Annotated in this window: 22 protein-coding genes and 1 pseudogene; 7 read left to right on the top strand and 16 right to left on the bottom strand. The window is 37.3% G+C overall.

Annotation, left to right across the window (positions count from 1 at the left end):
- Window positions 1-5: 5 nt before the first annotated feature.
- Window positions 6-2,495, bottom strand: a complete 2,490-nt coding sequence (locus BLT95_RS00710; RefSeq protein ID WP_089664163.1) for a M14 metallopeptidase family protein — start codon at window positions 2,493-2,495, stop codon at window positions 6-8.
- Window positions 2,496-2,609: 114 nt separating this feature from the next.
- Between BLT95_RS00710 and bshC the strand changes: the two genes are divergently transcribed.
- Window positions 2,610-4,226 (top strand): bacillithiol biosynthesis cysteine-adding enzyme BshC, encoded by a 1,617-nt coding sequence (bshC, locus tag BLT95_RS00715; protein ID WP_089664164.1) that lies wholly within the window; start codon window positions 2,610-2,612, stop codon window positions 4,224-4,226.
- A gap of 1 nt (window position 4,227) precedes the next feature.
- Window positions 4,228-5,595, top strand: a complete 1,368-nt coding sequence (locus BLT95_RS00720) for an aminotransferase class V-fold PLP-dependent enzyme (RefSeq protein ID WP_089664165.1) — start codon at window positions 4,228-4,230, stop codon at window positions 5,593-5,595.
- Between the two features lie 103 nt (window positions 5,596-5,698).
- Here the strand turns inward: BLT95_RS00720 and BLT95_RS00725 are convergent.
- Window positions 5,699-6,423 (bottom strand): annotated as a pseudogene (locus tag BLT95_RS00725) (SIMPL domain-containing protein).
- Window positions 6,424-6,506: 83 nt separating this feature from the next.
- On the opposite strand from BLT95_RS00725, the gene guaA reads away from it, so the two are divergent.
- From guaA to BLT95_RS00745, 4 genes are read left to right on the top strand one after another with little or no spacing between them, the layout of a single operon-like run.
- The gene (gene guaA, locus BLT95_RS00730) at window positions 6,507-8,036 is read left to right on the top strand and encodes a glutamine-hydrolyzing GMP synthase (RefSeq protein ID WP_089664166.1); all 1,530 of its coding nucleotides are present in this window, start codon (window positions 6,507-6,509) and stop codon (window positions 8,034-8,036) included.
- A gap of 33 nt (window positions 8,037-8,069) precedes the next feature.
- Entirely contained in the window at window positions 8,070-10,055 is a 1,986-nt protein-coding gene (locus BLT95_RS00735) for a LysM peptidoglycan-binding domain-containing protein (protein WP_089664167.1), read from the top strand.
- On the top strand, window positions 10,045-10,446 hold the full coding sequence (locus BLT95_RS00740; RefSeq protein WP_089664168.1) for an OsmC family protein: 402 nt from the start codon (window positions 10,045-10,047) through the stop codon (window positions 10,444-10,446). Before BLT95_RS00735 ends, BLT95_RS00740 begins: the two co-directional genes overlap by 11 nt.
- Complete coding sequence (locus tag BLT95_RS00745) at window positions 10,443-10,988, top strand: DUF922 domain-containing protein (RefSeq protein WP_089664169.1); 546 nt, start codon at window positions 10,443-10,445, stop codon at window positions 10,986-10,988. The genes BLT95_RS00740 and BLT95_RS00745 overlap by 4 nt, the downstream gene beginning before the upstream one ends.
- On the opposite strand, the gene BLT95_RS00750 is transcribed toward BLT95_RS00745, so the two are convergent.
- The 11 genes from BLT95_RS00750 to BLT95_RS00800 form a co-directional block, all read right to left on the bottom strand.
- A complete protein-coding gene (locus tag BLT95_RS00750) occupies window positions 10,985-11,929 on the bottom strand; it encodes a nitronate monooxygenase (protein WP_089664170.1) in 945 nt (314 codons plus the stop codon). The genes BLT95_RS00745 and BLT95_RS00750 overlap by 4 nt on opposite strands.
- The gene (locus BLT95_RS00755; protein WP_089664171.1) at window positions 11,929-13,524 is read right to left on the bottom strand and encodes a S8 family serine peptidase; all 1,596 of its coding nucleotides are present in this window, start codon (window positions 13,522-13,524) and stop codon (window positions 11,929-11,931) included. The genes BLT95_RS00750 and BLT95_RS00755 overlap by 1 nt, the downstream gene beginning before the upstream one ends.
- Window positions 13,525-13,547: 23 nt before the next feature.
- Window positions 13,548-14,735: a tRNA 2-thiouridine(34) synthase MnmA gene (gene mnmA / locus BLT95_RS00760; protein ID WP_089664172.1), complete on the bottom strand. Its 1,188-nt coding sequence runs from the start codon at window positions 14,733-14,735 to the stop codon at window positions 13,548-13,550.
- Between the two features lie 113 nt (window positions 14,736-14,848).
- The gene (locus BLT95_RS00765; RefSeq protein ID WP_089664173.1) at window positions 14,849-15,241 is read right to left on the bottom strand and encodes a lipocalin family protein; all 393 of its coding nucleotides are present in this window, start codon (window positions 15,239-15,241) and stop codon (window positions 14,849-14,851) included.
- 36 nt (window positions 15,242-15,277) lie between these two features.
- Window positions 15,278-15,943: an aspartic peptidase gene (locus tag BLT95_RS00770; protein ID WP_089664174.1), complete on the bottom strand. Its 666-nt coding sequence runs from the start codon at window positions 15,941-15,943 to the stop codon at window positions 15,278-15,280.
- A 162-nt stretch (window positions 15,944-16,105) separates the two neighbouring features.
- Window positions 16,106-17,959: a membrane protein insertase YidC gene (yidC, locus tag BLT95_RS00775; RefSeq protein WP_089664175.1), complete on the bottom strand. Its 1,854-nt coding sequence runs from the start codon at window positions 17,957-17,959 to the stop codon at window positions 16,106-16,108.
- A 46-nt stretch (window positions 17,960-18,005) separates the two neighbouring features.
- Window positions 18,006-19,646 carry a CTP synthase gene (locus BLT95_RS00780; RefSeq protein WP_089664176.1) on the bottom strand — a complete coding sequence of 547 codons (1,641 nt, stop codon included), beginning with the start codon at window positions 19,644-19,646 and terminating at the stop codon, window positions 18,006-18,008.
- Window positions 19,647-19,764: 118 nt separating this feature from the next.
- A complete protein-coding gene (locus tag BLT95_RS00785; RefSeq protein WP_089664177.1) occupies window positions 19,765-19,998 on the bottom strand; it encodes a DUF3820 family protein in 234 nt (77 codons plus the stop codon).
- Between the two features lie 2 nt (window positions 19,999-20,000).
- A complete protein-coding gene (locus BLT95_RS00790; RefSeq protein WP_089664178.1) occupies window positions 20,001-20,369 on the bottom strand; it encodes a response regulator in 369 nt (122 codons plus the stop codon).
- A complete protein-coding gene (locus tag BLT95_RS00795) occupies window positions 20,366-21,235 on the bottom strand; it encodes a HAMP domain-containing histidine kinase (RefSeq protein ID WP_089664179.1) in 870 nt (289 codons plus the stop codon). Before BLT95_RS00795 ends, BLT95_RS00790 begins: the two co-directional genes overlap by 4 nt.
- Window positions 21,236-21,255: 20 nt before the next feature.
- On the bottom strand, window positions 21,256-21,843 hold the full coding sequence (locus BLT95_RS00800) for a carboxymuconolactone decarboxylase family protein (protein WP_089664180.1): 588 nt from the start codon (window positions 21,841-21,843) through the stop codon (window positions 21,256-21,258).
- 221 nt (window positions 21,844-22,064) lie between these two features.
- On the opposite strand from BLT95_RS00800, the gene BLT95_RS00805 reads away from it, so the two are divergent.
- Window positions 22,065-23,600, top strand: coding sequence for a GH3 auxin-responsive promoter family protein (locus BLT95_RS00805; RefSeq protein WP_089664181.1), 1,536 nt, complete (start codon window positions 22,065-22,067; stop codon window positions 23,598-23,600).
- Here the strand turns inward: BLT95_RS00805 and BLT95_RS00810 are convergent.
- The 3 genes from BLT95_RS00810 to BLT95_RS00820 all read right to left on the bottom strand — a co-directional run bounded on the left by BLT95_RS00810 (window position 23,597) and on the right by BLT95_RS00820 (window position 25,571).
- On the bottom strand, window positions 23,597-24,175 hold the full coding sequence (locus BLT95_RS00810) for a hypothetical protein (RefSeq protein ID WP_172822554.1): 579 nt from the start codon (window positions 24,173-24,175) through the stop codon (window positions 23,597-23,599). The two genes, BLT95_RS00805 and BLT95_RS00810, sit on opposite strands and share 4 nt — an antisense overlap.
- Before the next feature lie 231 nt (window positions 24,176-24,406).
- On the bottom strand, window positions 24,407-24,871 hold the full coding sequence (locus BLT95_RS00815; RefSeq protein WP_089664183.1) for a DUF4168 domain-containing protein: 465 nt from the start codon (window positions 24,869-24,871) through the stop codon (window positions 24,407-24,409).
- A 238-nt stretch (window positions 24,872-25,109) separates the two neighbouring features.
- A complete protein-coding gene (locus BLT95_RS00820; RefSeq protein WP_089664184.1) occupies window positions 25,110-25,571 on the bottom strand; it encodes a DUF1801 domain-containing protein in 462 nt (153 codons plus the stop codon).
- Between the last annotated feature and the right edge of the window lie 24 nt (window positions 25,572-25,595).

Raw genomic sequence — 25,595 nt, forward strand, 5'->3', positions numbered from 1 at the left:
TATTATTAATAATCATAACCTGTATTATTGGTAAAGAATATCGCATTGGCAAAGAATAACTTTCCATTTTCCCAGAATGCACGGAAAAGCGGGTTGTCTACCATATACACCACGCTTCCCTCACCCATTGGTACTTCCCCAAATACTAACGATTTCTTTAAGTTTTTAACCGCTTCACTACCTGCAAAACCTGAAACCACCTGGGGTTCGCGGATATAAGAAACATTATATCCATCCTTTAATAGCGAATAACTATCACTGCTTAACTTAAGGCTGAAATAGTGATCGTTATAACCAAATGCCAATGGATGAGTATTATCTATATCAGTTTTAATGATACTCCCTGTAATAAGGTTTTTAATACTTTCCCGTTCTCGTTTGGCGTAAGGAATGAGATTTGCATCTGTTTTAGTGGAGTCTTTTTTCGCCTTTATATTTTCTTTGATACCAAAACCTTCCTTCTCATTAAAACTGCCAACGGCACTCCCGAGAGCGATGAGCTTCCCACCACTTTTTATCCAGGAAGATATTTTTTCTAAAGTTTTTTCGTCCATAAAATCACCATACCAGCCTTCAGGCATAATTAAGACATCAAACTCAGCAAGATTCACCCTGTTAAAATAATCTGTGCCTATTGGGGTCACGGGGTAGTTCAAGTCTTGTTCAAAATAATACCAGATCTCGCCAAAGTTTAGGGAAGAGACCTCATTACCTCTTAAAAGAGCGATTTTCTGTTCATTGATGATTTTAATTTCCGAAGATCCAAAATCGGGTCCGCTACCAGCAAAACTTGTTTCAGCAGTTAATAATTGTCGCTCATGTTTGTTGGCGATCTCGATAACTTTAGCGTCGAAATTTTCAAATTTCAGGTTGTCACTTTTAGTGATGATAAGGCTACCGGGTGCAAATTGCTTTCCATTACTTTCAAAAGAAACTTCACTAAATCTAACTTTGATCTTACTGGCGATAAGATCTGCAAGAAATTCTGCATCCTGCATGCTATTCCATTTAGTTATATATCCTGCTCCTTGCGCATTTGGAGTGTTGTTGATATTGTTGACGCTTAATTTTTCAGAACCTGAAACGATCTTTGTACTTGCCACGGCATCCAGGCCATAGGCATAAGGCAAACTCCAGGCGGTAATATCATACGTAAGAGAGTCCATCAGTTTTGTCTTGGGTTCAAACAGTACTTTTACCATCTTCGCTTTTGGCTGATTTGTAGATACTACCAGGGTATTATCATCACTGTTCAAATTTCCATTTTCGTTATTCCTGAAATGATATCCGTTTATTCTACCTGCATCTGTATATGAGTATTTTATTTCATGTTTATCTAATAAACCCTTTAAAGACTTCAGTTTGTCCGGACTACCGTTCATCACATAACTTTTATATTTAAAATCTTCATTACTGAAATATTTCTGGAATTCTTCAGTTAATTCTGAAGCATTTTTTGAAGCTACTTCTACCGTTGAAAGTCCGGTAGTGTAGTGGTGTTCCAAACGATCCTTCAGGCTAAGAATATAGCCTTCGTCGGTTTCAATACCCAGGCCGGCACGCCCGTGACCTGCTTGTTCGTAGGTCATTCCAATGGCACCCATATAAGTAGGATAGGTGTCTCCATAACTTGGATATAGGAGATCAAAACGTTCTCCTGTAAAATATAACCAGCCCTCTTCGTCAAAATATTTTGCATGATTCTTACCAATTCTCGTTTGAAAATTTCTTTGAAAAGGAGTGATGATCTCATGAAAAGGTTCGGCTGCCGGGGCAAAGTAATAAGGATCATTGATCCCCTGTTCATGAAAGTCAACATGAATATGAGGAAGCCATTGGTTGTAAACCTTTAATCTATGCTGAGTTTCTACTTGAGTAGCCCAGGCCCAGTCACGGTTTAGATCAAAGAGATAATGATTAGGCCTTCCTCCCGGCCATGGTTCGTGATGTTCTGCTGCTTCCTGGGAAACGTTGAAAGGTTCAGCTTTTACCTGATTATACCAGTTTGCATATCTATCCCTACCATCGGGATTAATACACGGGTCTATAATAACGACGGTGTTTTTTAACCAATCCTGTTTCTCTGTGATCAGCTTATAAATAGTCTTCATCGCAGCTTCGGTACTGGAAGCCTCATTCCCATGTACATTATAACTCAGCCAGACAATTGCTTTATTAGACACAGTTTCGTCACTTCCAATCCCGGCATTTCTTAAATGTGCCGTTCTAATTTTTTCCAGGTTGGCCATATTCTCTTCTGAAGAAATTACAGCATAAGTAAGCGGTCTGCGTTCATTTGTCTTTCCGTACGTATGATATGCTACCAAACCTGAATTTTCAGCTACATGTTCAAAATACTTAACTACATCTGCATGTCTTGAAAATTGCGAGCCAAGTTCATAACCCAGAAAGTCTGAGGGGCTTTTAAGTTGCTGGGCATTAATTAGCTGAAGATTTAGAAGAAGGGCGATAAATAGACTGAAATAGATTTTCATTAAAGATTCTAATTTGGAATAGACCGAGTAAAGATAGCATCTAGCCTTGAATTAACTAAAATTTAGCGAATAAAATCCCTATCTTCGATATCTTTGCAAACAGAATTAAAATCTATGCCAGCCGATTGTATTTCGTATTCCGAAACCAATTATTTTACTCCATTAATTCTCGATTATCTATCTGAAAGAAAAGAATTAAATGAATTCTATAATCGTTTTCCTGAAATTGAGAATTTCGATGCCCAGATAAAAGAGAAAAAGAAGAACTATGATCACCATATTAGAAAGGATCTTGTTGAGGTCTTAAATGATCAATATCCCGAGCTTTCAATTTCTGAAAAGACTAAGGAAAATATAGATTCTTTAGCCTCAGAAAAAACATTTACCGTGGTGACCGGCCACCAGTTAAATTTATTTACGGGCCCCTTATACTTTCTTTATAAGATCATTTCTACGATCAATCTCACTAAACAACTTAAAGATAAGTATCCGGAAAATGAATTTGTCCCTGTCTACTGGATGGCAACAGAGGATCATGATTTTGAAGAGATAAATTTCTTTAATCTTAATGGTAAAAAGTTTAAATGGAATAATGCAGATAAGCGAGCCGGAAATGCTGCGGTTGGAACCCTTTCTACAGAAGGACTAGATGAAGTTTTTAAACTTTTTTCCGCTGAAATTGGCGGGGGTGAAAACGCAGAATTTTTAAAATCTGTTTTTGAGAAAGGATATCTGGAACATGATGATCTTAGCGATGCTACACGCTTTATTGCCAATGAGCTCTTTGGGAAATATGGATTAGTGATCGTAGCGGCAGGGGATAAAAGATTAAAAAAGCATTTTATTCCTTATGTAAAGAACGAGCTTATTGAGCGGGTATCGCATAAAAAAACGGGTGAAACAATTGAAAAGATAAATTCCCTGGGCTATAATATTCAGGTGAATCCACGTGAAATTAACCTTTTCTATCTCACAGAAGATATCAGGGAAAGGATCATCGAGCGGGATGGAAATTATTTTGTTCATGAAACTGAGATTTCATGGACTAAAAAAGAAATCCTGAACGAGTTAAACGAGTATCCCGAGCGTTTTAGTCCCAATGTAATGCTTAGACCACTTTACCAGGAAGTGATCCTGCCCAACCTTTGTTATATAGGTGGAGGAGGGGAACTTGCTTACTGGCTGGAATTGAAATCTTATTTTGAAGCTGAAAATATCGCTTTCCCAATGTTGTTGCTTCGTAATTCAGCATTACTACAAACAGCAAAACAAAATGACAAACGTAAAAAACTGAATATTTCAATAAAGGAATTATTTCTGAAACAGCATGAACTAATTAATAGAAAGGTTCGAAAAATATCAGATATCAATATTGACTTTTCTTCTCAAAAGGAACATCTGGTAGAACAATTTGCGGAAATGTATATGCTGGCTGAACAAACAGATGAATCCTTTCTTGGAGCTGTAAAAGCTCAGGAAGTAAAACAATTAAAAGGTCTGGACCATCTTGAAAAAAGACTGTTAAAAGCTCAAAAGCGAAAACTTAAAGATGAGGTAGAACGCATCACAAAACTTCAAAACGAGCTTTTTCCAAACCGTAGTCTGCAAGAAAGACAAACTAATTTTTCAGAATTCTATGTAGAATATGGAGATGAAATGATAGAGAAATTAATGAAAGAATTAGATCCGCTTGAATCTAACTTTAAAATTTTGAACTTTGGAGAAGAATAGAATGCATACCATAGACATGGATCTGGTTGAAATGACGCTGGATGTCATGAAGTACACCATAGATCGTATTTCCAACGTAACTCCTGAACTTGGTTCTCCAAAAAAGGAAGAAGACCTCTTAAGAATTGTTGGGGAAACTATCACACCTGAAGGGATTGGTGGCGAAAATGCTTTTCAATTATTTAGAGATGTACTGGTAAAAGCTACAGTACCCATCGATCATCCACGACATTTGGCATTTGTACCGGCGGCTCCAACCAGGGCGGCCATTATGTTTGACCTTGTAACTTCTGCTTCAAGTATTCATGGAGCCTATTGGATGGAAGGAGCAGGTGGAATTTTTTGCGAAAATCAGGCAATGAAATGGCTGGTTTCCTTAACGAAATTACCAGACGGTGCCTTTGGAGTTTTTACCAGTGGTGGTACGGCTGCAAATCTTTCGGCTTTAGTCACTGCAAGAGAAGAATGGAGAGAACAAAAACCAGATCACGCTAAAGAAAGAGCCCTTATAGTGACTTCTACCGGAGCTCATAGTTCTATAAAATCCATGGCGAAAGTGATGGATGCCGATGTTCATTTAATTGACTCTGGTGAAGAATTTCTTTCAGGTAAAGATTTAAAAGATTCGATTAATGGTTTAAGTGACAAAGACAGGAATCGCCTTTTCGCGGTGGTTGCTACTGGAGGTACTACCAATGCCGGGATCATTGACGATCTTAAAGGGATCGCCGATGTATGCGAAAGTGAGAATATCTGGTTACATGTAGATTGTGCTTATGGAGGCGGGGCGCTGGCTGCAAATTCTGTCAGGCATTTATTTAATGGAATAGAAAAAGCAGATAGTATAACCATAGATCCTCATAAATGGCTTTTTTCGCCTTATGATTGTGGAGCAGTGATCTATAAGGACCTGGAACTTGCCAAAAAAGCGCATTCTCAGAAAGGAGCCTACCTGGAGATTTTTAAAGATGAGGGCGCACAGGGCTTTAATCCGGCAGATTATCAAATTCAGCTAACACGAAGGCTTAGAGGAATGCCGCTTTGGTTTTCCCTGGCAATGCATGGAACCAATAAGTATAAGGAAGCAATAGAACGCGGAATTGAATTGGCAAAAATTGCTGCTGAAAAAGTGAAGGCAAATAAAAATCTCGAGCTAATTAGGCCGGCAAGTCTATCAGTAGTTCTGTTTAAAAGAAAGGGCTGGACTGCTGAAGATTATCGTGACTGGACCTATAAGAATCATAACTCAGGTTTCGCATTAGTGACGCCGTCTATCTGGAAAGAAGAAAGTGTAGTCCGTTTTTGTTTTATAAATCCGGATACTACAGAAAAGGATATAGATGAGATACTGTCTACTTTAGATACTTAGGAAGCTAGATAGTAGATTTTAGAATTTAAATTGCAAAAATTTTAATATTAGTCCTTTTGATTGGAGGTTTCAACAGTGACATCTGCGAACTAATAATTACTAACTAGTCAATTTCATATTCCAGCCTCATGGTAATGGAGGCTGTTTTCTTTTATCTGCCGTATTATAAGCTCCACTCCAGCTATAATCTTCCCCGCTATTTTGCCCGGTGATTTGAAAAACACCCATGCTTGCACTTTTTAAGGCGCCTAATTTTTCCCCGCTATTCGCAGCAATTTTTTCTGCTCTAAGTCTGGCATCCTCAGTAGCTTTAGAGATCATTTCTATCTTTAAATCGGCAATTTTGGTGTAGTAATATCTTGGGGGTGAAGAATTGAACTGCACTCCTTTATTGAGTAATTCTGTGATCTCACGTGAAACTCCTTCTATAAGTTCAACATCTGAAGATTCAATTTTTACAGGCTGAATTAATTCATAACCTTTAAAAATACTTCCAGTAAAATTTCCATTCTGATATTGATTCTCTCTTTGCTCATTGGTTTGAACTGAATTAAAAACGATATTTTCAGGTTTAATCCCCTGGGCGATCAGATATTTCCTTACTACTTCCTTATCCTTATTTAACTGTTCGTAAGCCAGTTCAAGGTTTTGATTCATCCGGCTAAATCTCCCTTCCCACACGATAAGATCAGAATTAAAATTTTCGCTACCAGAACCAGTTACAGAGATCACACCATCGGGATTCGCCCTGGAAACATAAGAAGAACCTAAAAACCAGGCCGCAGCAACTATTGCCATGGAAAAAATGATCGCACTAAGGTATTTCATGGACGTAAGTTTAAGCTTTATTAAATATAGAAATTTTATCAAATCCCTTGCATTCTTTTTTTCTCGTTTTCCTATTTTTGCGCATGCAAAACAACGTACTCATCCTAGACTTTGGCTCGCAGTACACTCAGCTTATAGCGCGTAGAGTTAGAGAGCTAAATATTTACTGCGAAATCTATCCATATCACAAAATACCAGAAGATCTATCAGGTTTTAAGTCGGTTATCCTTTCCGGAAGTCCGTTTTCAGTGAGGGCTGAAGATGCCCCACATCCAGATCTTTCTCAAATTCGTGGGAAACTGCCAATTCTCGCGGTATGTTATGGCGCACAATATTTTGCCCATTTTCATGGTGGAAAAGTAGAACCTTCAGATACCAGGGAATATGGAAGGGCAAACCTTTCAGTCATCAAGGATGCTGAACCTTTATTCGAAAATATAAAGGAGAACTCTCAGGTATGGATGAGTCATAGTGATTCTATTATCGAGTTACCTGAAAACGGTGTTAGACTGGCAAGTACGACCGATGTTTTAAATGCAGCATATAGAATTGAGGGCGAGGAAACTTATGCTATACAGTTTCACCCGGAGGTTTATCATTCTACAGATGGTAAGCAATTACTGGAAAATTTTCTCGTAAATATATCCGGAACAGATCAAAGCTGGACACCGGGCGCTTTTGTAGATCTTACAGTTTCAGAATTACAAGAGAAGATAGGAGATGATAAGGTAGTGCTTGGTTTAAGCGGGGGTGTAGATTCTACCGTTGCTGCGGTACTGCTTCATAAAGCCATTGGTAAGAACCTTTATTGCATATTTGTAAATAACGGACTATTGAGAAAGAACGAATTTGAAAGCGTTCTGGATCAATATAAACATATGGGGCTTAACGTTAAAGGTGTTGATGCTTCGGCACGTTTCTTGGATGCCCTAAAAGGTCTAAGTGATCCAGAAGAAAAGCGGAAAGCGATCGGAAATACCTTTATTGAAGTTTTTGATGACGAAGCACATGAGATAAAGGATGTGGTTTTCCTGGCACAGGGGACTATTTATCCAGATGTTATTGAGTCAGTTTCCGTAAACGGGCCCTCAGTGACTATCAAATCGCATCATAATGTAGGTGGTTTGCCAGATTTTATGAAATTGAAAGTGGTAGAACCTCTTAGGATGTTGTTTAAAGATGAAGTAAGAAGAGTTGGGAAAGAACTTGGAATAGATAAAAAATTATTGGGCAGACATCCATTCCCGGGACCGGGACTGGCTATAAGAATTCTCGGGGATATCACTGCAGAAAAAGTTAGGATCCTTCAGGAAGTAGACTATATCTTTATTCAGGGACTAAGAGACTGGATGTTATATGATAAAGTATGGCAGGCAGGAGCAATCTTATTGCCAATTCAATCTGTTGGAGTAATGGGAGACGAAAGAACCTATGAACAGGTAGTAGCATTACGTGCTGTTGAATCTACCGATGGGATGACTGCAGACTGGGTAAATTTACCCTATGAATTTTTACAAAAAACATCTAATACAATAATAAACAGGGTTAAAGGCGTTAATAGAGTGGTATACGATATAAGTTCAAAACCACCCGCAACTATAGAATGGGAATAATAAAAAAGACCATTTCAATCTAAATTGATCATAATGAGGTACCTATTTGTAATATGTTTTCTTTTTCAAATTTATTCGACTTCGGCGAATGCTCAATCCTATAAATATCATACTGTTAAAAAAGGAGAGACCGTTTTTAGTATTTCTCAAAGTTACAGTATAGATGAGGAAGATATTTACAAATATAATCCCAATGCACGTGAGGGAATTGGAGTGAATGAAAAACTGGTGATTCCCGTTAGAGAATCTGGTTCTTCTGAAAAGGTTACTACTTCCAGTACTACACAGTTTTTAGATCATACGGTAAAGAAAAAGGAAACGCTTTATAGTTTATCCAAGGAGTATAACGTAAGCATTGATGATATAAAGAAGTATAATAAGCAGCTTTATTCCAAAGAATTGCAAATAGGAGAAACTATTAAAATCCCTTCGAAATCGGAAGCTCCTTTTGAATCTATAGTGACCGTAAAATCACCTGAAGAAAAATCTGTGGCTACTACTAAAAGCTCTCAGGAAAAACAAATTACAAGTACCCGGGAACATATAGTACTTCCTAAAGAAACCAGATATGGAATTGCCCGAAAGTATGGAATGACCGTGAAAGAACTGGAGTCTTTAAATCCTATGGTGGAAGTTCTTCAACCGGGAATGATGATAAGAGTGGGAACAAATGTTCTAGATGATGAACCGGTGATCATTACCGATGAAAGATTCAGGTTCTATGAAGTAAAACCTCAAGAGACCTTATACAGTCTTTCTGAACGTTTTGGAGTAAGTCAGGATTCTTTAAAACAGTTAAACCCGGCGCTTAAGGAAGGTTTGAAGTTTGGAATGGTTTTAAAAGTTCCAAAAAGAGATAGGGATGGTGAAGAAATAGACGATGATGCATATACCGGGAGAGGAGAAGATGCCGATACAAAAATGGATCTTACCCAGTTTATTGAGAATCGTAGTACGAAGAAAATCGCTTTAATGCTTCCTTATCATTTAAACAAAATTGATGCAGACTCCCTTGGATCTTATCGAAATACCATATTAAACGAAAGAGTAGTTAGAATATCTCTGGATTTTTACAGTGGAGTACTTATGGCGGTAGACAAGGCAAAGACCATGGGAATTTCTACCAATCTGAAAGTATACGATACCAAAAGAGATCCTTCTGAAGTATCAAATATCATTAACACAAATAATTTCGATGATATAGATGCCGTAATAGGACCATTACTACAGGAAACGACCGAAGCTGCAGCTTCAAGGTTGGAGAATAAAAATATCCCGGTAATCAATCCAGTGTCTAATCGTAGCATGAGAGGTTATAAAAACCTTTTTCAATCAAATCCCGGCGACGAGCTTACTAAAAATGCGATGTTGGATTACCTTTCCAGAAACACTTCAGGAAAAAATGTGATTATTATTGCAGATGGAAAATCTTTTAAGATTAAAGGCGAGCTGAATAATGCTACACCAAGTGCGAAAAATATTAGTCCCAGCAATAATTTTGTTTCAGAGCAGCAGCTGTCTGGAGTGATGGGTGTGGGTGAAAACTGGGTGATTTTGGAATCAGATAACATTAATTTGGTAAGTAGTACTACTTCCGCTTTAAATAGACTGGCAAGAAATCATAATATCACTCTTTTAACTACCAATAAAAATAATGCTTACGAGAGTGATATCATTTCCAATAATCATCTTGGGAAGCTGAAATTTCGCTATCCTTCAGTAGATAAAGAATATGATACCGAGGCTTCTGAAGACTTTATAGATGCTTACGAGGAGAGATTTAATATAGAGCCTAATAAATACGCTTTAAGAGGTTATGATCTTACACTGGATGTTTTACTAAGACTTGCTTCAGCCAAAGATCTTTATGAGTCATTTGAAAAATATCCGGGCTATACGGAATATTATGAAAGTAAATTCCATTACATGCCTAATGCCGACGGAGGGTATACAAATGATGCTATTTACATTATTCAGATGAATGAAGATCTAACTATAAGCGAGGCAAATGACATCTAAAGTAAAATATCTTGGCGAGCTAAGAACCGAATCTGAACATCTTCAAAGTGGTTCAAAGATGATCACCGATGCTCCGGTAGATAATCATGGAAAAGGCGAGGCATTTTCTCCTACAGATACCGTCGCTAATGCTTTAGCAACCTGTATGTTAACTGTAATGGGGATTAAAGCGACTTCGATGGGAATCAATATGGATGGAGCATCAGCTGAAGTTACCAAAATAATGGCCTCAGACCCCCGGAGGATTTCAAGAATTGAGGTGGATATTGTATTTCCCAAATCTTACGGAGAAAAGGAAACCAAGATTCTAGAAAATACCGGTAGAACCTGTCCAGTGCTTTATAGTCTGCATCCGGAGATCGAGAAAAATATTTCTTTTAAATATTCATGAAAAACATAGGCTATTTATTATTCTTTCTTATCATTTCTGTGGTGGGTTTTGCTCAGGAAAAGGAAGAAAAAATACTCTGGAAGGCAAGCAGGTCATTGCAATGGGAAGATTTTAAAGGACAGCCCGATGCTTCAAATTCTTATGCTGCCAATACAAATTCTGGAATAGGCTATACATGGAGTTATAGTACTGCTTCCGGGAAACCTATACTTGTTCATCAGGTTTTTACTAATTTCTATCCAAATCTATCATGGGTGACAGAAATTCAGAATGAAGAATATCTTTTAGCCCATGAACAGCTGCATTTCGATATTTCTGAATTGCATGCTCGAAAGCTAAGAAAAGCTTTGTACCACTATGAGATTGGAAGAAATATACGCCAGGACCTCAAAAAACTATATAGAAGGATAGAGTCTGAACGTGTTTTTATGCAAAATCAGTTCGATAAAGAAACTTCCCACAGCGAGATTAGATCTGCCGAGATGAGATGGAGGCAATTTGTGGCAGACGAATTGAAAAAGTTAGAAGATTATTCCTCTTAAAGTTCAAGCACTTCTTTTTTAGCCTTTTGAAACTCATTAATGATCTCTTCTACGAGATCTGCTGCAGGTTTTATATCATTAATAAGTCCTGAAATTTGACCAATTTCAAGCTCTCCTTCTTCAAGATCTCCTTCAAACATGCCTCTTTTCGCTCTGGCACGACCCAGCAATTCAATGAGTTCTTCTTTACTGGGAGTTCTGGAGTATAAATCCTGAACGTCTTCATAAAATTTATTTTTTAGTAAACGAACAGGTGCCAGTTCTTTAAGAGTGAGTACCGTATCGCCTTCCTGAGCTTTCACCACCAATTCTTTGAAGTTTTTATGCGAAGATGCTTCCGGAGTAGCTACAAATCTACTTCCAACCTGTACGGCATCAGCTCCCAAAACCATTGCAGCTAACATCCCTCTTCCTGTGGCAATTCCTCCTGCAGCAATTAAGGGGATGGAAATCTTTTCTTTGACCATAGGAATAAGGGTAAAGGTGGTAGTTTCATCGCGTCCATTATGTCCACCAGCTTCGAATCCTTCAGCCACTACAGCATCTACTCCGGCTTCTTCAGATTTCATGGCAAATTTCACACTGCTTACTACATGAACCACTTTTATTCCATGATCCTGTAAATGCTTCGTCCAGGTTTTAGGATTTCCGGCAGAGGTAAAAACGATCTTCACCTCTTCTTTGACAATAATATCCATGATCTTATCAATTTCCGGATAAAGCATGGGAACATTTACGGCGAATGGTTTAGTGGTCGCTTTTTTACATTTTTGAATATGCTCTCTAAGAATATCGGGATACATAGAACCGGCACCAATAATGCCAAGTCCGCCGGCATTTGAAACTGCACTGGCTAATTTCCATCCACTGGCCCAGATCATTCCGGCTTGAATTAAAGGATATTTTATATTAAAAAGTTGGGTGATTCTATTTACTGACATTATTTTTTGATGATAAGAAATGACTGTCTTGAATTATTTTGTTCAAACATAGCAATATAAATCCCTCTGGAAAAACCTGAAAGGTCTATTTCATCCTTAACCTGATCTCTTTGTAAGATGATCTGGCCCAGGGTATCAAATAAAGTAACATTATATGTTTGATTTGTAGCGTTATTGAATTTTAAAGTATGGATCACCGGATTCTGATATAGAAAAAGTTCACCTGCAGGCTCATTTTTTTCAAGCAGACCAGTAAGTGCATTTCTGAAATTAGGAATACCGTGGCCCAGCCTGCTATTAGGACTGTTGAAAATGCTGGAGGCTTCTTTAACTAACTGTATGACCTCAATATTTGTTAGCGACAGATCTGCCTGCCAGAAACTGGCAACAGAACCTGCAAGAATAGGAGAGGCAAAGGAAGTCCCACTGGCCTGAACCAGATTATTAAATTGGTCAACAGCAACGATCTCAAGGCCCTGAGCAGCAACATCTGGTTTTATACGTCCGTCTGCTGATGGTCCGCGTGAACTAAAAGGAACGTAATTTCTGTCTTTGTCAACCGCACCAACACTTAGCACGTTGGCATCTGCAGGAGCGCTAATGACATTGAAGTAATCTTCTTCTCCACGATTTCCAGCTGATGTTACCACAAGCATTCCTTTTTCTGTAGCAATATTTGCCCCACGGGAAATAAAAGTTGTTTCTCCATCCATATCTTCAGGAGCATAGCTATAATCTGGATTATCAAATAATGTATAACCTAAAGAGGTATTTATGAGATCAACTCCCAGGCTGTCGGCTCTTTCTGCGGCTTCTACCCAATAGGTCTCTTCCACAGGTGTTTCTGTAGGGCCAATTTCAGTAATGAATAAGTAATAAGCGGCATCTGGTGCTGTTCCTACAAAGTTATTTTCAATAAAGCCGGCCATATTGGATAAGACCAGGGTTCCATGGTTACTTAAATTACTATTATTAAAATTTTCAGATCTATTTGGGAAATCATAACCACCCAGAAGCTTATCCTTAGACCTTAATCTTTCAAATGCCTGAATACTGTTAACATTGGGAAATCCGGCATCCATTATAGCAATAGTGATCCCATCACCGGTATAATCATTTTCATGAAGGTGATCGGTGTTTAGCATTTTAGTTTGATTGGAGGCCAGGCCGTAACTGAAATCTATTGCGCTTTCTAATTTTTCTTCAGGTTTCTTGTTTTCTAATGAAGTTCTTGAATTTAAATCGTCACTGGCAAATTCAATTTCTAAAACGAATTCAAGATTAGCCAGATTTGAAATAGCCTGTGGTGTACCAATAACATGAACGCAATTCATCCATTTCGACTTCGCTTTTACCGAAATATCCTCCTGTGTTTTTACGATAGCAATATATTCTTCATTTACAGGGATGTCTCTTTCATCAATAGGAGTTCCACGTAAAGATTTTCGCTGTATCGCTTTTGCACTTAATATCGTGGATGGATTGCTTATAGCCGCTTCAACATTGGGCTTATCTTTAAAATATACCCAGGCATGTTCCTCCTGTGAGTATGAAAAACAGGTGAAGAACAAAAAGATCATTAAAAGTCTTGTCATGAAGAGGGCTCTAAACCTTCAATTTACGAAATAACTCCTGAACCTAACAGTTCTTCGCCATTATACCATGCTACAAACTGTCCTTCGGTTATAGAAGCCTGAGGTTGATCAAAAATAATATACATCCCACTTTGTGTCTGGTGTAAAGTAGCATCCTGAAGCGGCTGGCGATAACGAATTCTAGCTTTAACCCGTAATTCTTCATCGCTGGAGATGGCAAGATCTTTACGCACCCAATGAACTTCGTCCTGAGTTATAAAAAGTCCCTGGCGATATATTCCAGGATGGTCTTTTCCCTGACCGGTGTAGATCACGTTTTCTTCCACATCTGTATCTATCACAAATAAAGGTTCAGGAGTTCCGCCAACGGCAAGGCCTTTACGCTGGCCTTTTGTAAAATAATGCGCTCCCTGATGCTTTCCAACTATTTTCCCATCTTCCAGCTGGTAGTTGAACTTTTTAGAAAGGTGCTGTAACTGATCAATTTTAGATTTAAAATTGATGTTTTCCTCCAGGTACGAATCATTTTCCGCAGGAACCTCTACAATTACCCCTTCTTTTGGTCTTAATTTCTGTTGAAGAAAATCTGGAAGCCTTACTTTACCAATAAAGCAAAGTCCCTGGGAATCCTTCTTTTCTGCAGTTACAAGATTTTGCTCGGCAGCGATCTTTCTAACTTCAGATTTTTGTAATTCCCCAATAGGAAAAAGAGTCTTTGAAAGTTGTTCCTGAGTTAACTGGCAAAGAAAATAAGATTGGTCTTTATTATTGTCTTTTCCAGATAGTAATTGATGTATGGTCTCACCATCTTTTTCAAATTCAGTTTTGCGGCAATAGTGACCTGTGGCAACATAATCGGCTCCAAGAGACAGCGCAATTTTCATGAAAACGTCGAACTTTATTTCCCTGTTACAAAGCACATCTGGATTTGGCGTTCTACCTTTCTCATACTCGTTAAACATATAGTCTACGATACGCTCTTTGTATTGTTCACTAAGGTCTACGGTTTGAAATGGAATACCCAGTTTATCGGCCACCATCATAGCATCATTACTATCGTCAAGCCAGGGGCATTCGTCTGAAATCGTAACCGAATCGTCGTGCCAGTTCTTCATAAAAAGCCCGATCACTTCATAACCCTGTTCCTTTAAAAGATAGGCTGAAACACTAGAATCTACACCACCGGATAAACCGACCACTACTTTTTTCATTCTCCTTATTTTTTCTTTTTCAATAACCGCTTAAAGAGTCGGATAAGCGGGCTCAAAATTACGAAATAAAAAAAGGTGGCGAAAGCCACCTTTAAATTGAGTATATAAGACTTTTAATTACTTTCAAAAGTAAGACTTGACGTAGGGAAATCATTAGGTCTAAAAGTAAATCTATTGCCGTTAAACGTTACAGTTCCTGTAACTTCACCTAATTGAGGTACTTCAATAGTATATTGAGAATTTGAAGAACTGCTCCAGTTTCCTGTGTCCTGGTCTGAAACACATTCTCCTTCTACATTAGAATAAAAAGTGGAAGATGCCGTATTGTCTGCATTAAATGTAATCGTAGATCGTCCCGTACAATCGTTTACTTCATATCCTGGAATGTTATTCGCCTCTACCAGAAGCCAGGTTCCAACAATATTTCCATCCTGACCTGCATCATCGTCATCACTGCAAGCAGTGAATAGTGTAATTGATAATAATAGAATTAAGAACTTTTTCATAAGTAGCTATTTTAGTTAATCAAATATATTCATTTATTAATAATCTTCTTCAGTATCCAGTTTGCCATCAGAGAAATATTTCCAATGTCCAGACTTTTCGCCTGCTGTGTAAAAACCTTCTCGTATTTTTAAACCTTTTGGGTCATAGTAGGTGGCGGCTCCATGTAATAATCCGTCTTTGTATAATAATTCTTTAGTGACCTGTCCGTTATTCGCATAAATAAAACTCTCGCCATTTTTTTCTCCATTGGTATAATGGGTTTTTTCAGCGAGTTTTCCGTTAGGGAAATAGGTCTTTTGAGGTCCATTTAATTGATCACTCTTGTAGTTTTCTATCATCATGATACTATCTGTTTTTTGATGATAATAGACCCATTCACCCTCACGTTTTCTATCCATCATCATCCCTTCGCTAATTGGTTTACCGGTTTGGGTAAAGTAAGTGACATGCACAGAATCCTGAGCTTTATCAAAATTCATGATAGCGCTTGGGTGATCGTAAAAACCTTTTTTGTAAAATTTAAATTTGCCGATTTCCTGTCCATGTTCGAAAGTGCCTTCGAATTTTGGATTGTTTGTGCCTTTAAATTCTACTTTCCAAAAACCATGACGGTCTCCATCTTCATCATACTGGTTTTTTTGAGCATGACTAATTGTAGAGAACACGAGTACTGTAAATATGTAGAAAAAATATTTTATCATGTTTAGAATAAGCCTTATTAAGCGCAGAGCTAATAATTTAGTTTTAGATTAATTCAAAAACCAATCCATTTTTAAAACTCTGAAATATCGATTTTATTTTAAATTCTTATTCAGAATAATTAATGATAAAAAAAGCCCGGTAAGAACCGGGCCATGAAAATATTATTTTTTTTGTTTTTTCTGCTGTTCTTCAGCCTGTTCCATCATTTCCTGGAACTTTCTGGTAAACTTGTTCTGTTTCTTAGGTTTCTTTTTATTCTCCTGAATCTTCGCATGGATCTTATCTTCATCAATGATCGCATATTTTATCACGAGCATGATCCCTATGGTAATTAGGTTGGAAGTGAAATAATACAATGAAAGTCCACTCGCATAGTTATTGAAGAATATCAACATCACAAGCGGTGAAAGATACATTAAGAATTTCATGTTAGGCATTCCCGGTTGCTGATTCGCCTGCATGCTCTGGCCTGTGGTCATCATCATATAAACAAAAATAGCAACAGATGCCAGAATGGGGAATAAACTTACGTGGTCACCATAGAACGGAATAGTGAATGGAAGCTGTGCAATTGTATCATAACTTGAAAGGTCATCTGCCCAAAGAAAGCTTTTCTGTCTTAGCTGAAATGCACTCGGGAAGAACTGAAATAATGCATAGAATACTGGAATTTGCATCAAAGCAGGCAAGCATCCGCTCATAGGGCTGGCTCCCGCCTTGCTGTAAAGCTTCATGGTTTCCTGCTGCTTTTTCATCGCATTGTCCTTATATTTCTCATTCAACTCATTGATCTCAGGCTTCAGGATCTTCATTTTAGCCTGGGATAAATAAGACTTATAAGTTACCGGAGATAATACTATTCTAACTACAATGGTCATGGCGATAATTGCAAGACCATAGCTTGGTAATACTCCAGCTAAAAATGCGAAAAACGGAATGAAGAGATACTTGTTGATCCATCCGAAAATTCCCCAACCTAATGGAATTATTTCATCAAGATTGCGATCATAATCATTCAGTATTTTATAATCTGAAGGACCATAATACCAATTCATACTATAATTCAATTCTCCAGCCTTTAATTCTAACGGAATCGTAGAGGCAAAAGTTTTGGTGTAAACAGTATCAATTTCTTCATCTTCTACCAGATTTTCGACTTTAAAACTGCTTGTTTTAAAAGGATTATCGGTTAATAAAATAGAAGAGAAAAAGTGTTGTCTATAGGCGATATAGCTAATGTCTTCATCTTCATCCTCACCATCGCTTACACTGTCGTCATCCCCACCATCATATTCATAAATAAGATCGGTATAACGATTTTCATAAGAAATACTTTTTGCATGACGGTAACCTTTCAGCTTCCAGTCCAGGCTTGGAGTTTCAGAAGAATTTAAAATACCGGTCAAACCCTGGGAACGCACACTAAAATCCAGCATATATTCACCGGGACGCATGGCATATCGATATTCCAGATATTCATCTTCAGAAACCTTCAATTTCATAGACAGGATCTGGTTTCCATTGCTTTCAGTAAGTTCAGGCTCGAAGAAAAGATTTTCAGTATTCAATGTTCTACCATCGGTAGTACTCAAACTCATGTTTAATGAGGCATTACCATCTTTGATCAGGTGAACTGGAAGGGAATCAAATGTTTTGAAATTTTTAAGACGAGCTTCCTCAATGTAACCACCTTTATTTGAAATTTTAAGTTCTAGAAGGTCGTTCGAGATCGTTGTAGAACCACCCTGGGCAGAAGTTAATGTTTCTGAATAACCAAAAGCTCCCAAACGGCGCTGTGCATCTGCAAGTGCTGTAGAATCGTTACTTTGTCTGGTTGGAGCTTCTCCTGTCGCAGTTTGAGTATCCTGAGTTGTTGTTGGTTCAACCTGTTCTGTTGTGGCTGGATCTACGGTTGTAGTTTCTTCAGGCGTATTATTGTAGAGCATCCATAAGAGAATTCCCCCAATAAGTATAAATCCAATGATAGATTGAACGTCTATTTTCTTTTCTTCCATTATTTAATTTTGCTTATTCTTCCCTGGTCAAAAAAACGACCAATTTTTATTTCTGTGCCATCTTGGCATTTTTCTGTTTCACAGAATGTTCGTGCGCAGCTTTTACAAAAGAGACAAAAAGAGGATGTGGGCTGGCCACAGTGCTCTTATATTCAGGATGATATTGAACTCCTACAAACCAGGGATGATCTTTTAATTCAATAATCTCAACAAGACCTGTTTCAGGGTTGATACCGGTACTCATCATTCCGGCATTTTCCAGTTGTTCCTGATATTTATTATTGTATTCGTAACGGTGGCGGTGACGCTCTTTGATCAAATCCTTACCATATACACCATAAATAATGGAGTCTTTAGTTAATTCGCAATCCCAGGCGCCAAGTCGCATAGTTCCGCCTTTATGCGTCACTTCTTTTTGAGCTTCCATTAGATCTATTACCGGATGCTTTGTGTCTGGATCCATTTCTTTGGAATTAGCTCCTTTTAATTGAAGCACATTGCGCGCAAATTCAATAACAGCCATTTGCATCCCGAGACAAATACCAAGAAATGGCAGATCGTTCTCACGAGCATATCTTACTGCATCGATCTTACCTTCAATCCCTCTTTCACCAAATCCCGGTGCAACCAGGACACCGTCAAGATGACTTATTTTATTGTGAATGGTACTATCGTTAATAAATTCTGAATGGATGTATTCTACATTTACTGAAACTTCATTCTCTGCGCCGGCATGAATAAAAGATTCGAGGATAGATTTATAAGAATCCTGAAGTTCTACATATTTTCCAATTAAACCTATATGGACCTCAGCTTTTGGATTTTTATGTCTTTGTAGAAATTGATTCCAACGATCAAGATTTGGAGTGGTTTCATCTGGCAAGGCAAGTTTCTTTAAAGTCACCTTATCCAAACCTTCCTTTAGCATCATGTTTGGTACATCGTAGATGGTTGGAGCATCAATACTTTGAATTACCGCTTCCTGTCTAACATTACAGAATATAGCCAGTTTTCTGCGAATATCATCAGAGAGTTCGTGTTCTGTTCGGCAAACAAGAATATCGGCCTTAATCCCGCTCTCCATGAGAGTTTTTACACTGTGCTGAGTGGGTTTTGTTTTTAATTCACCTGCCGCAGAAAGATAGGGTACAAGCGTTAAGTGGATCACCAGCGCATTATCATCTCCCAGTTCCCACTTTAACTGTCTTACAGCTTCAATATAAGGCAGAGATTCAATATCACCTACGGTACCACCAATTTCAGTAATTACGATATCGTAATCACCATTCTGGCCAAGAATCTGGATCCTTTCTTTAATTTCATTGGTAATATGTGGAACTACCTGAACGGTTTTTCCAAGAAACTCACCGCGACGTTCTTTTTCTATAACGCTCTGGTAAATTCTTCCGGTAGTGACGTTATTTGCCTGAGAGGTATTTACGTTTAGGAAACGCTCGTAATGACCAAGATCCAGATCGGTTTCAGCGCCATCTTCGGTTACATAACATTCTCCGTGCTCATAGGGATTTAGGGTTCCCGGATCTACATTAATATAGGGATCCAGTTTCTGAATAGTAGCTTTAAATCCCCGTGCCTGCAACAATTTTGCTAAAGAAGCTGCGATGATCCCTTTTCCTAAAGAAGAAGATACACCTCCTGTAACAAATATATACTTGGTATCGGCCATTTTATTCTAGTTTGTTGTGTTGTTTTATTCAGGGCGCTAAATTACAAAGAAGAATAGAAAAAGCCACTAATTTGGAAAGCTATTATTAGGACTCTTTTAACAGAAGTTTTTTGTGATATCACGGCTTTGGATACCGCTTTCTAATTTGTCTCAGCAGGCCTTCAAGACTATTTATTTTTAATTCAAAAACCTGTTGCATTTGATCTCCAAGTTTTCCTGAAGGAAATCCTTTTTGCCTGAACCAGACATAATAGGGTTCTGGAATATCTGAAAGATAATAGTCTTTATACTTACCAAAATGCATTTTGGCGTAAGCAAGTTCCAGTAGTTTTTGTGGGTCTGGATTTGGCAATTTCAGGAAGCTTTTAAATAATCTGAAAGCTCAGAAAACTTTTTTTTATTCATTGGTTTTACCATGTATTTTAAAACACACGGATATTCTTTGGCCTTGTCCCTATCTATTTTACTGGTACTTGAAGTGAGTATGATAATTTGGTGGCGCACGTTTTTATTCTTCATAGCTTCCAGGAAGTCCCAGCCGTTCATTACCGGCATATTAAGATCCAGGAAAATAAGAGCGTTTTCATCTTTTACGACAGACTCAAAAGCCACTTCAGGATCTGTGAAATCCTTTACATGGCCTTCAAAACCTTCCAGCTCTATAAGTTTTTTGGTTATAAAATTAGAAATGGGCTGATCGTCTACTAAATAGATCTTTTTCATAAATCCTTGGCCTTTAAGTCCATCAATTCTTTTGATGCCATATCTACAACTTCTTTTAATACTCCGTCCATTTCTTCTACGCTTTCAACAAGTTTGGGAATTAATTCTGTTCTACATGCATCATCATCGAAAAATTCAAATAATTCGGCAATTCCCTGAATTCGTGAAAGTGGTTCCCTTATATTGTGAGCATTAAGAGCTGAAATATGGAGTAATTTTTCATTTTTTAAAGTGATCTCACTCGTTCTCGCCTTGATCGTCTGCTTTTGATTTTCAACAATTCTTTCGATCTCCTGATTCTTAGATTGAATGGTTTTGTATGCTTCAGAAAGATTTTTGTTCTGAATTGAAAGTTGTCTTTTTAGATAGATCTCACTAAATTTAGCCTGGATACAATCTACCATTAGCTTTAAGATCTCTACATCACCAACTGAAAATACTTTTTCCTTATCAGCGAGCAAAGATACTAATACTTTTCTTTCATTTTTGTCAAAACACCACCCCCAGAGCACAGGATCGTATAAAGAGTTGATATCCAGTTTATTTTTTATCAGTTTGTCTGGAAATTCATTGGTAAGAATTGGAATACCCTTAAGCATCAGTTCTTTTTCATAATCTAAAATCTCTGATTCCTCCTTTAGATCATACCAAACTTTATTTCCGAATAATTCAAAAAAGAAGTATTTGTTATTCTGAAAAATAGTCATCCTGATAATCTTGAAATTAATCAGATACTTTAGATGAGTTCTACATACTTCAGCTACCTGTTCAAGATTGGCACAACGATTTACATCATTGGCAAATTTTGAATAAGCCTCATAGGTAATTCTATATAACTGAGAGGTATTACGCGTTATATTACTCATAGGATTATGAGATTAGATAATTATTCAGGAGTTTCAAGCAATTCATTATCAATTTTAATCCTTGAAACATCAGCTATGGTATTTAGCATATTTACAAGGTCTGCCTGTGCCATTAGTTCCTGGATCTCTTTAGGAGTAAAGCCAGCGTCTTCCAGTTTTTCAAAATCTTCATCTGAAATATCTGAATGATTTAAAGCAGCCTTTGTTACTACCTGAACAGCAGTTTTGTAACTCATTGGCATGGAAGGGGAATTTAGGTTTTGCGTGGCTTTAAAATCTTCTTCTTCAGAGATCATAGAGCTCATACTGTCTGCAAAGATGCCATGCGCATGGGAACAGTAGTTACAACCTCTTTCTTTGGAAACATTATATATGATAAGTTGTTTTAGAACGTTAGGAACCTGGCCCTCCATTAAAGTATTTTTTAACTTACTCCAGTTGCCTTTCAATAATAGAGCGTTGTCTCCCTGGCATTTGAACCAGTTAAGTACAAAAGGTAGCTGTAAGGTCTTTTTTGTGTCGTCATAAATTTCTTGTACCTCTGGAGATGCTGAGTCATAAGAAACCATTTTGTATCTAGACTGAGTTATGGATAATGATTGATTCATAGGAATTTTGTAGGGTTAAGATTAGTATTTAGACTGTAAATATTACGGTTAATTTTTGTATTTCGTCGATCCTCTGCACTTTTTAACATTTTTTTCCTGTTAAGAATAAATACCACGTAGGACTAGTATTACGCATCATGCTCGTTAAATATTTGATAATCATTAGCGCTTCTCACAGGGTATTTTTAGTTTTAGCTTTTCATAAAATATTCTTACGATAAATGGCAATATTTGGATCTATTATTAAGAGTCTTATAGACCTGAAAGAAAATTTCACCAACGAAGGAGAGGCCGGCAAAAACCAGGTAGATGTATTGAGAGGACTTTTAAAAAAGGCCAAAGATACTTCATTTGGACAGCATTATAAATTTGATGAAATTTTAGAATCAGATAATATTCAGAAAGAATTTGCCAGCCGGGTTCCCTATTTTGACTATAATAAGATAGATAGTGAATGGTGGTATAAGTATCAGGAAGGTGAAGAAAATGTTACCTGGCCGGGCAGACCTCCATATTTTGCATTAAGCTCAGGTACTACCGGGAAAAGCAGTAAAAAAATTCCTGTGACCAGTGAAATGCTGGAATCTATTCGTAACGCAGGGATTAAACAGGTGAGCGCCCTTAGTAATTTTGATCTGCCACCAGACTTTTTTGAGAAGGAGATTATGATGCTGGGTAGTTCTACAGATCTTCAAAAAGAGGGTGATCATGAAGAAGGTGAAATAAGCGGTATTAGTGCCAGCAATATTCCCTTCTGGTTTAAGGGATATTACAAACCAGGTGAAGAGATTTCAAAAATCGACGAATGGGACGATAGAGTTCAAAAAATTGCAGAGACGGCCAAAGAATGGGATATAGGAGCTTTAAGCGGTATTCCTTCCTGGATGGAACTTATGCTTAAAAAGGTAATTGAATATCATCAAGTTGACAATATTCATGAGATCTGGCCAAATCTCCAGGTATATACTTCTGGTGGTGTGGCTTTTGAACCTTATGAGAAAAGTTTTGAAGCGCTACTGGGAAGACCAGTACAGGTGATAGACACTTATTTGGCTTCTGAAGGATTTTTAGCATTTCAAAGCAGACCCGGAACTCACTCGATGAAACTTATTCTGGATAATGGAATCTATTTTGAATTTGTTCCATTTAAGCCTGAGTATATTAATGAAGATGGGTCTATTACAGAAGATGCTCCGGTTATTTCACTGGTAGATGTTACAGAAGAGGAAGATTATGTGCTTTTAATTTCCACTGTAAGCGGTGCCTGGAGATACCTAATTGGAGACACTATAAAGTTTACAGATATAGAGAAGAATGAGATAAAAATTACCGGTAGAACTAAGTTTTTTCTCAATGTTGTTGGATCGCAACTTTCAGTAAATAAAATGAATGATGCAGTAAAAGAATTAGAAGATCAGTTTGATATTAAAATTCCAGAATTTGTAGTTGCTGCAAAAAGGGCGGAAGATGGAGAGTATTATCACTACTGGTATCTTGGAACTGAAGATAATATAGCTGATGAAGAACTTGCAGAAGCGCTGGATAAAGCATTAATGAATGCAAATAAAAATTATAAAGTAGCAAGGGGAAAGGCGTTACACGGTGTCAAAGTTACAGCAATAGCCCCTAATATGTTCCACGAGTGGAATGCCCGTAATAAGAAAAAAGGGGGGCAGGTAAAAATGGAAAAAGTGATGAACGAGGAAAAGCTTGATGAGTGGATTCAATTTTTAAAAGAACAGGGAGAGATCAGTTAATTGATCTCTTCATGAATCTCATCAATTAACACCATAATTTCTTCCTGAGAAAGATATAGATCTTGAATTCTATTTTTATAAGTTTCAGAAAGTTTTGAATGATTAAGTATAAAATCTTTCGTAGCAATGATTTTTTCACCCAATCCATGATTCACCGCATAAGTATCTGCAGCTCTTTCAGCTTCCCTGATGTAGTTTTTTGAAGTAATATATTTCAATCCAAACCAGACCAGACCAAATGCAGATCTATCTCTGTAATCCATAATATGTCCTAGCTCGTGACCAATCCAGCCTACCAGTACATCTGAAGGAACGGATGAAACATCGAATACCTCATCTTCAATTTTAAACTTTTCATTGATAAAAATGAGATAACTCCTGTTCTTCCTGTTTTTAAAAAGTCCGCTAATTTTTGGCTGAGCCTGCATAAAAGACTTTTTAATATTACTCTTAAACCTAATTTCAATAGGAGTGTCCTTAAGTTCTGGATAGTGCGAAAGAGCCACATAGGCTTCTCTCCAAATAACATCGGGTACAATTTTATTGCTAAACTCTAAGCTGTCTTTTTGTTGCATGGTTGATTGCTGGGCATAACAAGCTGGAAGAAAAATTAAAAAAGTGATTAAAAGAGTACTTTTTAAAATGCCTGTCATGTTTATTTTATTATTTTTCAAAGTACAACAAAATTGATGCCTTATAAATTTTCAAGTTTTAAAATAGACTTAAAAAACAAGCCTGTTCCATAAAAACATAAAAAAAGCAGGTATTAACCTGCTTTTGGAAATTTTATGTATTCTCAAACATTTTTAACTCTTCATCATTTCCTGAAGTCTTTGCTGAAGATCAGCATCAGATCTTAGAGCCATAGCAAGTTGTTGATATCTCTCCATGCTAAGATCACTTTCAGAAATTACGTTCTGCATTTTTTTCTGAAACTCCGGTTGCATTTCTTCCAGATCTGCAACAACTTCTTTGTATTTTTCGTCTTCTTCCTTAGTAGTTTCAATCTCTTTTTCTGGATCCATTTTAGCCTGATGGATTTCATTGAACCTTTGAAGTTCAAAATCTTCTTCCTGAACCACGGCCATCATTTCCTTCTGAACCTCCTGATTCATCATTCTCATTTTTTGAAACACCTCAGCAAACTGTGCTAATTCGGCATCACTTACTTCTATCTTTTCCTGTTGTTGTGGCATTGTAGTAGATTGGGCCGATACCGAGGCTGTTCCTACTGCTACTACAAATAACAAACTACTAAAAAACTTCTTCATTTTCTTTGTTTTATGATTTTACTCGTACTGTGCGAAAACTATGCCTTTAATCTAAATGTTCATAAGCTTTAAGAAAATGAAGCCCCGTCTTAAGGAAGCTTTAACAGAAAAAGAAGGCTATAAGCTTACAACTAAATAGATAATTACTCTCATAATTGAAAACCTGACATCGCTTCATAAAACTAAATTTAATGATTGAGCTTCTAATTTAAACATGTGGAATTCCCTCCACACTTCTTTATTTTCTGTTCTTTATATTAGACTCATACGTTGCGATCCATTCCTGTAAACTAATTTTTGATGAAAGCTCCCCAATAAGATCATATGGGATTTTATCCATATTTTTAAAACGTATACAACTTTTCCCCATATCTGGTTTTTTGCCTATATGTTTTTTATATTCTTCTACAAACCATTTATGCAGCTCTTTATCTGCATAAACCCCGGAATGGTAGACTGCAATATAATTTTTTTGTGACGCCAGGTTCATAAATGGCAGTGGAAGGGAAGGGTCACAGTGGTAACCATCAGGATACAGGTTATGAGGCACAACGTAGCCTATCATTCCATAGCTCATGGTTTCCTGAAAGCCATCGGGCAGATTCTCTTTTATAACAGCTTGTAATTTTGTCATTGCTTGTTTTCTCTCTTCAGGAACCTTTTCAAGATATTCCTTCGGGGATTCTGCATCGATTTTCATTTCTTCTTAATTTTAGTGATCTAT

The organism is Gramella sp. MAR_2010_147 (assembly GCF_900105135.1).
In the GTDB taxonomy this organism is placed as follows: domain Bacteria; phylum Bacteroidota; class Bacteroidia; order Flavobacteriales; family Flavobacteriaceae; genus Christiangramia.

Coding starts and splice junctions, on each gene's coding strand:
- BLT95_RS00815 (WP_089664183.1), bottom strand. CDS start 24,871: ATGAAGAAGTTTTTTAGTAGTTTGTTATTTGTAGTAGCAGTAGGAACA.
- BLT95_RS00805 (WP_089664181.1), top strand. CDS start 22,065: ATGGCAATATTTGGATCTATTATTAAGAGTCTTATAGACCTGAAAGAA.
- BLT95_RS00740 (WP_089664168.1), top strand. CDS start 10,045: ATGACATCTAAAGTAAAATATCTTGGCGAGCTAAGAACCGAATCTGAA.
- BLT95_RS00735 (WP_089664167.1), top strand. CDS start 8,070: ATGAGGTACCTATTTGTAATATGTTTTCTTTTTCAAATTTATTCGACT.
- BLT95_RS00750 (WP_089664170.1), bottom strand. CDS start 11,929: ATGTCAGTAAATAGAATCACCCAACTTTTTAATATAAAATATCCTTTA.
- BLT95_RS00780 (WP_089664176.1), bottom strand. CDS start 19,646: ATGGCCGATACCAAGTATATATTTGTTACAGGAGGTGTATCTTCTTCT.
- BLT95_RS00810 (WP_172822554.1), bottom strand. CDS start 24,175: ATGCAACAAAAAGACAGCTTAGAGTTTAGCAATAAAATTGTACCCGAT.
- mnmA (WP_089664172.1), bottom strand. CDS start 14,735: ATGAAAAAAGTAGTGGTCGGTTTATCCGGTGGTGTAGATTCTAGTGTT.
- guaA (WP_089664166.1), top strand. CDS start 6,507: ATGCAAAACAACGTACTCATCCTAGACTTTGGCTCGCAGTACACTCAG.
- BLT95_RS00755 (WP_089664171.1), bottom strand. CDS start 13,524: ATGACAAGACTTTTAATGATCTTTTTGTTCTTCACCTGTTTTTCATAC.
- BLT95_RS00790 (WP_089664178.1), bottom strand. CDS start 20,369: ATGAAAAAGATCTATTTAGTAGACGATCAGCCCATTTCTAATTTTATA.
- BLT95_RS00745 (WP_089664169.1), top strand. CDS start 10,443: ATGAAAAACATAGGCTATTTATTATTCTTTCTTATCATTTCTGTGGTG.
- BLT95_RS00765 (WP_089664173.1), bottom strand. CDS start 15,241: ATGAAAAAGTTCTTAATTCTATTATTATCAATTACACTATTCACTGCT.
- BLT95_RS00720 (WP_089664165.1), top strand. CDS start 4,228: ATGCATACCATAGACATGGATCTGGTTGAAATGACGCTGGATGTCATG.
- BLT95_RS00800 (WP_089664180.1), bottom strand. CDS start 21,843: ATGAATCAATCATTATCCATAACTCAGTCTAGATACAAAATGGTTTCT.
- BLT95_RS00710 (WP_089664163.1), bottom strand. CDS start 2,495: ATGAAAATCTATTTCAGTCTATTTATCGCCCTTCTTCTAAATCTTCAG.
- BLT95_RS00770 (WP_089664174.1), bottom strand. CDS start 15,943: ATGATAAAATATTTTTTCTACATATTTACAGTACTCGTGTTCTCTACA.
- bshC (WP_089664164.1), top strand. CDS start 2,610: ATGCCAGCCGATTGTATTTCGTATTCCGAAACCAATTATTTTACTCCA.
- yidC (WP_089664175.1), bottom strand. CDS start 17,959: ATGGAAGAAAAGAAAATAGACGTTCAATCTATCATTGGATTTATACTT.
- BLT95_RS00795 (WP_089664179.1), bottom strand. CDS start 21,235: ATGAGTAATATAACGCGTAATACCTCTCAGTTATATAGAATTACCTAT.
- BLT95_RS00820 (WP_089664184.1), bottom strand. CDS start 25,571: ATGAAAATCGATGCAGAATCCCCGAAGGAATATCTTGAAAAGGTTCCT.